The 13,440-nt window shown below is 72.8% G+C and carries 1 protein-coding gene (cut by a window edge); it reads right to left on the reverse strand.

What is annotated here, in order from left to right; all coding sequences use genetic code 11:
* Window positions 1–13,440 carry the end of an SDR family NAD(P)-dependent oxidoreductase gene (locus ACFQVD_RS15065; protein WP_386368520.1) on the reverse strand. Its footprint extends 21,711 nt past the window's final position, so the window shows 13,440 of its 35,151 coding nt (coding positions 21,712–35,151); its start codon lies beyond the right edge, outside the window; the stop codon is at window positions 1–3.

The raw sequence follows: 13,440 nt of genomic DNA on the forward strand, positions 1-13,440 counted from the left end.
TCACGACAGGCCGAGCTCGTTGTCGAGGATCTCGAACATCTCGCTGTCCGTGGCCGAATCGAGGTCGAACTCCGTGCCGCTGGAATCGTGCGACAGCGCCGCCCATTTGGCCTTCAAGATATCCAGCCGCGCCGCGACCTGCTTGTGCACGTCGATGTCGACGGTCATCTCGGTGAAGGCCTTCTCCAGTTTCGCGAGCTCGGCCAGGAGCGCCGCGGACCCCGTCAGCTCGGTCAGGCCGAGCCGGTCGAGCAGGTGGTCCACGAGAGCGAGCGGCGTGGGGTGGTCGAACACCAGGGTGACCGGCAGGCGCAGCCCGGTGGCGCCGTTCAACCGGTTGCGCAGCTCGACGGCGGTGAGCGAGTCGAAGCCCAGCTCCTTGAAGGCGCGGTCCGGTTCGACGGAGTCGGCTCGGGCATGCCCGAGCACGCCCGCCACCTGGGCGCGTACGAGATCCAGGAGCACCTCGGCACGCTCGGCGGCGCCGAGCGTGGTCAGGCCGCGCACCAGGGTCTCCGGTTCTTGTCGCCGCCCGCCCGTGGCCGTACGGCGCCTGGCGGACACCAGGCCCCGCAGCAGCGGCGGAACGTCCTCACCCGCCCGCAGCGCCGGCAGGTCGAGCCGGACCGGCGCCAGCACCGGGCGGTCCACGGCGACGGCCGCGTCGAACAGCCGGAGCCCCTGCCTCACCGACAGCGGACGGATACCCGCGCGTGCCATCCGCCGCCGATCGGTGTCGTCAAGCCCGCCGGTCATGCCACCGGTCATCCCGGTGTCCTGCGCCCAGGGCCCCCAGGCCAGCGACGTCGCGGGCAGCCCGGCGGCCCGCCGGTGGTGGGCCAGGCCGTCGAGGAAGGCGTTGGCCGCGGCGTAGTTGCCCTGTCCCGCGCCCCCGGCCAGGCCGGCCACCGACGAGAAGAGCACGAACGCGGCGAGATCCATGCCCTGGGTGAGCTCGTGCAGATGCCAGGCGGCCCCCGCCTTGGGCAACAGCACGGTGTCCAGCCGCTCAGGCGTCAGGGAGGGAATCGTCGCGTCGTCCAGCACCCCCGCCGCGTGGACGACCGCGGTCAGCGGATGCTCGGCGGGGACGGCGGCCAGCAGGCCGGCGAGCGCGTCCCGGTCGGACACGTCGCACGTGGCGATGGTGACCTCGGCACCGCAGGCGGCCAGCTCGGCCCGCAGCGCGGGGGCGCCCGGCGCCTCCGGCCCCCGGCGGCCCGCCAGCAGCAGATGCCGTACCCCGTGCCCGCTCACCAGATGCCGCGCCACCTCGACGCCGAGACCGCCCGTACCACCGGTGATCAGCACCGTGCCCTCGGGGTCCCACCGCCGTACGGTGTCGCCGTCGTCCTCGCCCGGCGCCACCGGCGCCAGGCGCGCCACGCTCAGCACCCCGTCACGCACCGCGACCTGCGGCTCACCGCAGGCCAGCACGGCCGACAGCAGCGCCTTGGACGGCTCCCCCGGCAGGTCGAGGTCGACGAGCACGAACCTGCCGGGGTCCTCCGCCTGCGCGGCACGGACCAGACCCCACACGGCGGCCCCCGCCAGGTCGATCACGCGGTCGTGGTCCGGGTCGTGGTCTGGGACGGTGACCGCGCCGCGCGTCACCACGATGAGAGGGGTGTCGCCGAACCGGTCCTCCGCGAGCCGGCGCTGCAGGAGGCCCAGAACGCGGGCGGTGGACTCGCGCACCGCGGCGACGACGTCCATGGATCGGGCGGAGTCCGCGGTGCGGAACGAGCCCACGTCCACGACCACGGCACGCGGCGCACCGTCCCGCACCGCGTCCGGTGCCCCCGCCGGCCGGGCGGCGAGCGGGCCGTCCGGCGCGGCGAGGTCCCCGGTCAGCAGCGCCATGTCCAGCACCGTCACGTCCAGCACCGTCACGTCCAGCACCGTCGCGTCCAACTCCGCGACGGAGACCGGCCCCTCGGGCAGAGGTGTCCACTCCAGCTGGAACAGCGCGTCCCGTGGTGCTCGACGGTCACCGGCACTGCCCGGCCCGCCGGGCGGTGCCGGGCGTGACACCAGCGACTCGGCGGTGAGCACGGGCGCTCCCGCCAGGTCCACCGCGGTCACCGACACCGCGTCCGCACCGGTCCTGGTCACGCGCACGCGCAGTATCGTCGCACCGCCGGCGTGCAGGTGCACCCCGCCCCACGCGAACGGCAGGCGTCCCGCCTCAGGCTCGGCCGCCTCCAGGAACGGCACCGCGTGCAAGGCGGCGTCCAGCAGCGCCGGGTGCACGCCGTACGCGTCGGCGTCGCCGACCTGCTCCGGCAGGGCGATCTCCGCGAACACCTCATCGCCGCGCCGCCAGACCGCGCGCAGCCCCTGGAACACCGGCCCGTAGGCGAACCCGCCTTCGGCGAACCGGTCGTAGAGGCCGTCCAGCTCGACGGCGGACGCTCCCCGCGGCGGCCACACCTCGGTGTCGAACGCCCAGGCCCGGCCCGCGGTCGCGCGGCCGCCGCCGGAGAGAACACCGGTCGCATGCCGTACCCATGGCTCGTCATCGGCGGCGTCGGCGGGCCGCGCGTAGACGCCGAGCTCGCGGTGGCCCGACGCGTCGGGCGCGCCCACCGACACCTGTACGGCCATCGCGTCCCGCTCGCCGAGCACGAGCGGGGCGGCCATGGTGAGTTCCTCCACCCGGTCGCACCCGGCCTGGTCTCCGGCCCGGATGGCGAGTTCCAGCAACCCCGCGCCGGGGAAGACCACCGCCCCGCCAACGGCGTGGTCCGCGAGCCACGGGTGCGACCGCAGCGAGAGACGGCCGGTGAGCACGACGCCGTCCGACCCGGCCAGCTCCACCGCCGCTCCCAGCAGCGGGTGCGCCGCCGCGGCGAGCCCGAGATCCCGGACGTCCCCGACCCGCCGCCCGCTCGGCCAGAACCATCGATGCTGGAAGGCGTACGTCGGCAGGTCCACCCGGCGGGCACCGGCGAACGCGGTCCCGAACACGGCCGGCCAGTCCACCGCGACACCGTGCGTGTGCAACCTCGCCACCGCCGTCATGATCGCGGTCTGCTCGTCGTGGTCCCTGCGGAGCGCCGGGACCAGCACCGCGCCCACCTGGGTCGGCCCAGCCGACACGGTGTCCTCGGCCATCGCCGTGAGCACCCCGTCGGGTCCCAGTTCGAGGTACGCGGTGACCCCTTGCCTCTGCAGCGTCCCCACGCCGTCGGCGAACCTGACCGCGCTCCGTACCTGCCGCACCCAGTAGCCCGGCGAGCACAGCTCCTCGGCCGATGCCGGCTCGCCGGTCACGTTCGAGACCACCGGGATCCGCGGCGGCGCGAAGACCAGGCCCTCGGCCACCCGCCGGTACTCCGCCAGCATCGGCTCCATCAGCGGCGAATGGAACGCGTGGCTCACCCTCAGCCGCGTCGTCCTGCGCCCTTCGGCCTCCAGCCGGGCGGCGATCCGGGCGACCGGCCCCTCGGCGCCCGCGATCACCACCGAGGCGGGACCGTTCACCGATGCGACGGAGACCTCGTTCTCGTGCCCGGCGAGAAGCGGCAGCACCTCCTGCTCCGGAGCCTGGACGGCGACCATCGCCCCGCCCGGCGGCAGCGCCTGCATCAGCCGGGCGCGCGCCGCCACCAGCCGGCACGCGTCCTCCAGCGACAGCACGCCGGCCACGTGCGCGGCCGTGATCTCGCCGATCGAATGCCCGGACAGGAAGTCCGGCTCGACGCCCCAGGACTCCACCAGCCGGAACAGCGCCACCTCCAGCGCGAACAGCGCCGGCTGGGTGTAGCCGGTCTGGTCCAGCAGTCCGGTGTCGCCGAACATCACCTCGCGCAGCGGGTGGTCCAGTTCGGGGTCCAGGTGGGCGAGCACGGCGTCGAAAGCCTCGGCGAACGCCGGGAACCGCTCGTACAGCCCGCGGCCCATTCCGGCCCGCTGCGCGCCCTGCCCGGTGAACAGCAGCGCGAGCCTGCCCGGCCGCGTGCCACGTCCGTGGACCACCCCGGGCGCCGAATGCCCGTCCGCCACCGCCGCCAGGCCCGCCGGCAGCTCGTCCCGGTCACCGGCCAGCACCACCGCCCGATGCTCGAACGCCGAGCGGGTCGTCGCCAGCGAGAACCCGATGTCCACGGGGGAGGCGTCCGGATCGTCCTGGATCCGCGACAGCAGGCGTGCCGCCTGGGCCCGCAGCGCGTCACTCGTCTTCCCCGAGAGCAGCAGGGGAACCACACCCGGCACGGCACCCGGCGCCGAACCGGTTGCCGCGTCCACGGTCGGCTGCACCTGTTCGAGGATCACGTGTGCGTTGGTCCCGCTGATGCCGAACGACGACACCCCGGCCCGCCGTGGCCGCCCGATCTGCGACCAGGGGCGGTGCTCGGTGAGCAGCTCCACCGCGCCCTGGTCCCAGTCCACGTGCGACGAGGGCGTGTCCACGTGCAGCGTGCCCGGCAGCACTTCGTGGCGCATCGCCATGACCATCTTGATCACACCGGCGACGCCCGCGGCCGCCTGGGTGTGGCCGATGTTCGACTTGATCGAGCCCAGCAGCAGCGGGCGGTCATCCGGCCGGTCCTGACCGTAGGTGGCCAGCAGCGCCTGCGCCTCGATCGGGTCGCCCAGTCTCGTCCCGGTCCCGTGCCCCTCCACCACGTCCACGTCCGCCGCTGCCAGCCCGGCGCCGGCCAGTGCCTGGCGGATCACCCGCTGCTGCGAGGGACCGTTCGGCGCGGTCAGCCCGTTGGAGGCGCCGTCCTGGTTCACCGCCGACCCGCGCATGACGGCCAGCACCTGGTGGCCGTTGCGCCGCGCGTCGGACAGGCGTTCCAGCACCAGCATCCCGACGCCCTCGGACCAGCCGACACCGTCGGCGGCCTCGGAGAAGGACTTGCACCGGCCGTCGCCGGCCAGCCCGCCCTGCGCGCTGAAGTCGATGAACGCCCCCGGGGTGGCCATCACGGTCACCCCACCGGCCAGCGCCAGCGAGCACTCACCCGAGCGCAGTGCCTGCGCGGCCAGGTGCATCGCCACCAGTGAGGAGGAGCACGCGGTGTCCACGGTCACCGCCGGCCCTTCCAGGCCGAGCGTGTAGGACAGCCTGCCGGACGCGACGCTGCCGGCCGTGCCGGTGCCCATGAAGCTCACCACGTCCGGCGGGAAATCGGCGCTCGTCGCGTAGTCGTGGTACATGACCCCGGCGAACACGCCCGTGTGGCTGCCGCGCAGCGAGACCGGATCGATCCCGGCCCGCTCGACCGCCTCCCAGGACACCTCAAGAAGCAGCCGCTGCTGCGGGTCCATCGCCAGCGCCTCACGCGGCGAGATCCCGAAGAACCCGGGATCGAACTCCCCGGCGTCGTGCAGGAATCCGCCTTCGCGGACGTAGCTGGTGCCCCGGCGCTCGCGGCCGGGATCGTACAGCGACTCCAGATCCCAGCCACGAGAGGCCGGGAACGCCGAGATCGCGTCCGCGCCCTCGGTGACCAGCCGCCACAGGTCCTCGGGGGAGGTCACTCCGCCCGGGTACCGGCATGCCATCGACACGATCACCACGGGATCGTCACCGGCCGAGGTGTCCGTCTGCGCGACCGTCCGCGCGGCCACCGAGCCGCCGTGCTCGCCCAGCAACTCCGCCAGCAGGAACTCCGTCAGCGCCGTGACGTTCGGGTAGTCGAACACCAGTGTCGCGGGCAGGCGCAGCCCGGTGGCCGCGGACAGCCTGTTGCGCACCTCGACGGCGGTCAGCGAGTCGAAGCCCATGCTCTGGAAGCTGCTCAGCGGCTCGATCGCGTCGCCGTCCGCGTGGCCCAGCACCAGGGCGATCTGGTCGCGGACCAGCTCCAGCAGGGCGGCCGTCCGCTCACCCGCCCCAAGCGGCGCGACGCGATCGGCGAGCGCGGTCGCCGCTGCGGCCGTCGCCTGCCGGCGGGCCGACGACCGGACCAGCCCCCGGAGCAGGAATGGGACGTCCTGGCCGGTACGGAATGCCGCCAGATCCAGGCGCGCGGGCACCAGGGCCGGTTCGTCGCCCGTGACCGTCACGTCGAACAACGCCAGACCGTGATCCGGAGACAGCGGGAGCATCCCGCGCCTGGCGAGCCTGCCCATGTCGGCCTCGCTCAGGCCGCTGGTCATGCCACCGGCCTGGGCCCACGGGCCCCATCCCAGTGAGAGCCCCGGCAGGCCCTCGGCCCGGCGGCGGCGGGCGAGCGCGTCCAGGAAGGCGTTCGCCGCCGCGTAGTTGGCCTGGCCCGCCGTCCCGAACGTCCCCGCCACCGACGAGAACAGTACGAATGCGGACAGATTCTCGTCTCGGGTCAGCTCGTGAAGATGCCAGGCCGCGTTCACTTTGGACCGGAACACCGTCTCCAGGCTCCGTTCCGTCAACGTGCCGATCAGACCGTCGTCCAGTACGCCCGCGGTATGCACCACCGCGGTCAGCGGGTGCTCGGCGGTCACCCCGGCCAACAGGCCGGCGACGGCGTCGCGATCCGCCAGATCGCACGCCACGACGGTCACGCGGGCACCGAGCCCGGTAAGCTCCGCCACCAGCTCGCCGGCACCCTCCGCCCGGTCACCGCGACGGCTCGCCAGCATCAGGTGTCTGATGCCGTGCGCGGTCACCAGGTGGCGGGCCAGCATGCCGCCCAGGCCGCCGGTGCCGCCGGTGATCAGCACCGTGCCCGCGGGGTCCCAGGCCAGGCCCGGTGGCTCAGCGGGCGGGAAGACCCGGACCAGCCGACCGGCCAGCACGGCACCGTCCCGGATCACCAGCTGCGGCTCGGCGGCGGCCAGGGCCGGCGGCAGCGCGGCGATCGAGGCCGCCGACGCGCCCGTGTGGTCACGGTCGAGGTCGACCAGTACGAACCGGCCTGGGTGCTCCGCCTCGGCGGCACGCACGAGCCCCCACACCGTCGCCGCAGCCGGTTCGTCGCCGTCCACCGCACCCCGGGTGAGGAACGCCAGTCGCGAACCGGCGAACCGCTCATCGGCGAGCCAGCATCGCACCAGGTCCAGCACGGACGACGCCAGACTGTGCGCGGCCGCCGGCATCTCGTCGCCCGGGTCTCCGGCCACCGCTACCAGCACCGTGCGCGGCACGAGAGCACCGCCGTCGTACGCCTCTCCCAGCGACCGCAGGTCGGCACCTGTCCTGATGGGGCCGCCCACGGCGGCGGCGAGGGCTTCGGCGAGACCCCAGTCGTCCGGACCCACTACTGCCAGCGTGTTCGGCGACACCGCGGATACCGGCGGAGTCGGGGCGACCGGCGGGACCCAGTTCAGCCGGAACAGGGAGTCCCTGCCGATCGCCCGCGAGCCGGCGGCCCGCTCGTCCGAGAGGGCTCGCAGGGTCAGCGACCTGACCGAGGCCACCGGACCGCCCGCGCCGGCGATCGCGATCGACATCGCGTCCGGTCCGGCCCAGGACAACCGCACCCGGACCGCCGACGCTCCCGCCGCGTGCAAGGACACGCCCTCCCACGCGAAGGGCACCTTACGCCGGGCCTCCTCGCTCTGGTCGAGGAGCAGGCACAGGTGCAGCACCGCGTCCAGCAGCGCCGGATGCACACCGAACGAACCCGCCTCGGCCGCGTCCTGCTCGGGCAGACCGATTTCGGCGTACATGTCCGAGCCGCATCGCCAGGCCGCGGTCAGACCGCGGAACGCCGGCCCGTAGTCGAAACCGTCCGCCGCCCGTCCCTCGTAGAAGCCTTCCAACGAGATCGGCTCCGCACCGGCCGGTGGCCACACCGTCGTGTCGAACGGCGGTGCGGCATCGGGGGCGGTAAGAGGCTCGTCGACTGCCAGGAGACCGCCCGCGTGTCGCGTCCAGGGACGCTCCTCCTCGCCTTCCGGCCGCGCGTGCACGCTCAGTGGCCGCTGTCCCCTCTCGTCGAGCTCGCCCAGCCGCACCTGTACCTGGACACCGCCCTGTTCGGGCAGCGTCAACGGCGCGGCCAGGGTCAGCTCGTCCACCCGCGCGCAGCCGACCTCGTCACCGGCTCGGATCGCCAGTTCCAGGAACGCCGTCGCCGGTACCACCACCCGGCCCGACACCACGTGATCGGCCAGCCACGGCTGGGAACGCACCGACAACCGGCCGGTGAAGAGCACCTCGTCGCCGCCCGCCAGCTCAACGGCGGCTCCCAGCAAGGGATGGTCCGGCGCGCCGAGCCCGGCGTCGGTCACATCGCCGGCGCGAGCGGGCGAAGGCCTCGGCCAGAAACGCCGGTGCTGGAAGGCGTAGGTGGGCACCTCCACCCGGCGGGCGCCGGGGAACACCGCACACCAGTCCACCGGCACCCCGCGCACGTGCAGGGCGGCCAGCGCCGTCATCACCGTGTTCGGCTCGTCCCGGCCCCCGCGCAGCACGGGCACCAGCAGCACGTCCGGATCCGCCGGCCCTGTCCCGGTGTCGCGCGCCGAACCCGCGGGCGCGTCCGTACCGGCCTCGGCTGTCAGAACGTCCTGCGCCATGGCGGTGAGCACCCCGTCGGGGCCCAGTTCCAGATACGCCCGCACCCCCTGGGCCTGCAACGTGCGCACGCCGTCGGCGAACCGGACCGCGCCACGCACCTGCTCCACCCAGTAGTCCGGCGAGCACAGCTGCTCGGCGGTGGCGGTTTCCCCGGTCAGGGTGGAGACCACCGGGATCCGCGGCGGGCCGTAGGTCAGCGTCCGGGCCAGGGCCCGGAAGTCCTCCAGCATCGGCTCCATCAGCGGCGAATGGAACGCGTGCGACACCCGCAACCGCTTCGTCCTGACCCCCCGTTCCTCCAAAGCGGCGGCGACATCGAGGACCGGCTGCTCGGCACCGGAGATCACCACCGAGGTCGGGCCGTTCACCGCCGCGACCGACACCTGGTCCTCGTGCCCGGCCAGCAGAGCGGCGACCTCCTCCTCGGCTGCCCGCACCGCCACCATCGCCCCGCCCTGCGGCAGCGCCTGCATCAACCGGCCGCGCGCCGCCACCAGCGCGCAGGCGTCCGACAGGGACAACACCCCGGCCACGTGCGCCGCGGTGATCTCCCCGATCGAGTGCCCGGCCAGCACCTCCGGCCGCACCCCCCAGGACTCGACCAGCCGGAACAGCGCCGTCTCCACCGCGAACAACGCCGGCTGCGCCCACCCGGTCTGGTCGAGCGCCTCCGCCCCGGCCGACCCCGGCTCGGCGAACAACACCTCCCGCAACGACCCGCCCAGCAGCGAATCCAGCTCCGCGACCACCTCGTCCAACGCCGCCGCGAACACCGGGAACCGCGCATACAACTCCCGGCCCATCCCCGCCCGCTGACTCCCCTGACCGGTGAACAACACCGCCAGGCGCGGCTCCGCCCCGGCCACCCCGCACACCACACCCGCACCCGGCAGGCCCTCGACCAGCGAACCCAAACCGGTCAGCACACCATCACGATCAGCGGCCAGCACCACCGCCCGATGCTCGAACGCCGACCGCGTCGCCACCAGCGAGAACGCCACATCCCTCACCCCCGGACCCGGGTCGCTGCCCACATACGACGCCAACCGCCCGGCCTGCGCCCGCAACGCCTCCGCCGTACGACCCGACACCACCACCGGAACCACCGACGGCTCCACGACGACATCCGGCACCCGGTCCCGCGCTTCGACCGCGACCCGCGCCTCCTCCGGCCCCTGCTCGACGATCACATGCGCGTTGGTGCCACTGATCCCGAACGACGACACACCCGCCCGGCGCGGACGGTCGGCCTCCGGCCACGATCGCACCTTGGTCACCAACTCGACCGCGCCCTCGCTCCAGTCCACGTGCGAGGACGGCTCGTCCACATGCAACGTGCGCGGCACCACGCCCTCGCGCATCGCCATGACCATCTTGATCACACCCGCCACACCCGCCGCGGCCTGGGTGTGACCGATGTTCGACTTGATCGAACCCAGCAACAGCGGCCGGTCGTCCGATCTGTCCTGCCCGTACGTCGCCAGCAGGGCCTGCGCCTCGATCGGGTCACCCAGCGTGGTGCCGGTGCCGTGCGCCTCCACCGCGTCCACCTCGGACGAGTTCAGCCCCGCGCTCGCCAGCGCCTGGCGGATCACCCGCTGCTGCGACGGACCGTTCGGCGCCGTCAACCCGTTCGACGCACCGTCCTGATTCACCGCCGAACCCCGCACCACCGCCAGCACTTGATGACCGTTGCGCCGAGCGTCCGACAACCGCTCCAACACCAGCACCCCGACACCCTCCGACCAGCCGACCCCGTCGGCCGACTCGGAGAACGACCGGCACCGCCCGTCCACCGACAGACCACGCTGCCGGGCGAACCCGATGAAGGTGTTCGGAGTGGACATCACCGTCGCCCCACCCGCCAGCGCCAGCGAGCAATCCCCCGACCGCAGCGCCTGCGCCGCCAGATGCACCGCCACCAGCGACGACGAACACGCCGTGTCCACCGTCACCGCCGGCCCCTCCAACCCCAGCGTGTACGACACCCGGCCCGAGGCCACACTCGGCGCGGTCCCGGTACTTTCGTAGCCCTCGACGGCGTCGCGCTGAACGACCCGCTCGTCAGTCGTGGCCTGGTGGACCCGGCCTGCGGCGTTTCCCAGCGCCAGACCGTAATCGTTGTACATCAGACCGGTGAACACCCCGGTCCGGCTCCCCCGCAACGTCCCCGGCTCGATCCCGGCCCGCTCCACCGCCTCCCACGACACCTCCAGCAACAACCGCTGCTGCGGATCGACCGCCAACGCCTCACGCGGCGAGATCCCGAAGAACCCCGGATCGAACTCATCGGCATCATGCAAAAACCCACCATGACGCGTATACGACGTCCCCACCCGAGCAGGATCCGGATCATAGATCCCCTCCAGATCCCACCCCCGATTCGTCGGGAAACCAGTGATCGCATCGGTCTCCTCAACGACCAGCCGCCACAGATCCTCCGGAGAGGAGACCCCACCCGGATAACGACACGCCATCCCCACGATCACGACCGGATCATCGGCCACCGACCGCACCACCGGCGAGAGCACACCCTCATCGGCCCGCTCCCCCAGCAACTCACCCAGCAGGAACTCCGCCAGCACCACCGGCGTCGGATAGTCGAACACCAACGTCGCCGGCAACCGCAACCCCGTCACACCGCTCAACCGATTACGCAACTCCACCGCGGTCAAACTGTCGAAACCCAACTCCCGAAACTCCCGACGCACCTCCACCGACTCCGACGAGACATGCCCCAGCACCACCGCCACCTGCGCCCGCACCAACTCCACCACGAACCGCACCCGATCAGCCTCACCCAACCCGGCCAACCGCCGCACCAGCACACCGTCACCCGACCCCGACCCCGACACCGCCGACCGGCGAACCCCGCGCACCAACCCCCGCAGCAGATACGGCACCTCACCACCCGCCCGCACCGCCGCCAGATCGAGCCGGACCGGAGCCACAGCCGACTCACCCGAACGGACGGCCACGTCGAACAGCGCGACCCCCTGATCCGGGGTGAGCGCCGACATGCCGACACGGGTCAACCGGAGCATCTGAGCATCGTTCAGACCCCCGGTCATTCCGGCGTCCTGCGCCCACGGACCCCACGCCAGCGACAACCCCGCCAAACCCTGCGCCCGCCGAAACTCCGCCAGCGCGTCCAAGAACGCGTTCGCCGCCGCGTAATTGCCCTGCCCCGCCCCACCGAACGTCCCCGCCACCGACGAGAACACCACAAACCCAGCCAGATCCATGTCCTGGGTCAGCTCGTGCAGATACCAGGCCGCGTCCACCTTCGGCCGCAACACCGCGTCCAACCGCCCGGCCGTCAGTGACGGGATCGTCCCGTCATCCAGCACACCCGCGGTATGGATGATCGCGGTCAACGGATGATCGGCCGGAACCCGCGCCAGCAGACCCGCGACCTGATCGCGATCAGCCACATCACACGCGGCGATCTCCACCTCGACCCCATGCGCGACCAACTCCGCCCGCAACTCCACCGCACCCGGAGCCTCCAGACCCCGCCGACCGGCCAGCAGCAGACGCCGCACCCCCCGCTCGGCCACCACATGCCGCGCGAACAACGCCCCCAGACCACCCGTCCCACCAGTGATCAACACCGTCCCCTCCGGATCCCAGACCCGGACACCGCCCCCGTTCACATCAGAGCCGGGCGCCACCCGCGCCAACCTCGGCACCCGCACCTCACCATCACGCACCGCCACCTGCGGCTCACCGGACGCCAACACCCCGGCCAACACCCCGGGCAGCACCGACCGTGAAGACTCCCGCCCATCCACATCGACCAGCACGAACCGGCCCGGATTCTCCAACTGCGCACTCCGCACCAGACCCCACACCGCCGCGGCCGCCACGTCCGCGACCACCTCCCCATCCCCCACCACGACCGCGCCCCGCGTGACGACCACCAGACGCGAATCTCCACACCGCTCATCGGCCAGCCACCCCTGCACCAAACCCAGAGCGTCAGCGGCCAGCCCATGCGCGGACTCCACAACCCCACCCGCCGGATCCGACACCAGCCCGGCCACCACCACACCCGGCACCGGCCCCGTCTTCACCAACGACGCCAGATCCGGGTAAGCCGCGGCCGCTTGTCCGTCCGCCTGACATGCCCCGGCGACATCCAACACGTCCAGGCCAAGCACCGCCACCGACACCGGATCGGCCTCCGGTACACCGGCCATGGCCGTCCACTCCACCTGGAACAGTGCGTCCCCAACGGCACCGCCGCTGCCGGAGACGGCCAACCGCTCTGTTGCGACCGGCCGCAGCATCAGCGACCGCGCCGACAGCACCGGCTCCCCGGCCGCGTCCACCGCCACCAACGACACCGCATCCTCACCCACCCAGGCCAACCGCACCCGCAACACCGACGCCCCACCCGCCCGCAGACACACCCCACCCCACGAGAACGGCAACCGCACACCCCCAGCACCCTCCAACCCGGCGAAGGCCACCACATGCAACGCCGCATCCAGCAACGCCGGATGCAACCCGAACAAACCGGCATCACCCACCTGCTCCGGCAAAACCACCTCCGCGAACATCACACCGTCCGCACCCCGCCAAGCTCCCCGCACCCCCTGGAACACCGGCCCATAACCCAGCCCACCCTCGGCCAGCCGCTCATACAACCCGTCCAACTCGACCACCGACGCACCCCGCGGCGGCCACACCCCGACATCGAACCGCTCCCCGACCTGGCCACCGGCCACCAGCACACCGACCGCGTGCCGCACCCACACCTCCTGATCACCAGCCCCGGCCGGCCGGGCATGAACGCTCACCTCACGCCGACCCGCCCCGCGCACGGGCCCGACCCGCACCTGCACCGCGAAGGCGTCGTCCTCCCCCAGCACCAGCGGCGCGGTCAGGGTCAGCTCCTCGACCAGATCACAACCGACCTCATCACCCGCCCGCACCACCAACTCCAGGAACCCGGTGGCCGGGAAGACCACCACCCC

Source organism: Streptosporangium amethystogenes subsp. fukuiense, from assembly GCF_042665875.1.
Classification (GTDB): Bacteria; Actinomycetota; Actinomycetes; order Streptosporangiales; family Streptosporangiaceae; genus Streptosporangium; species Streptosporangium fukuiense.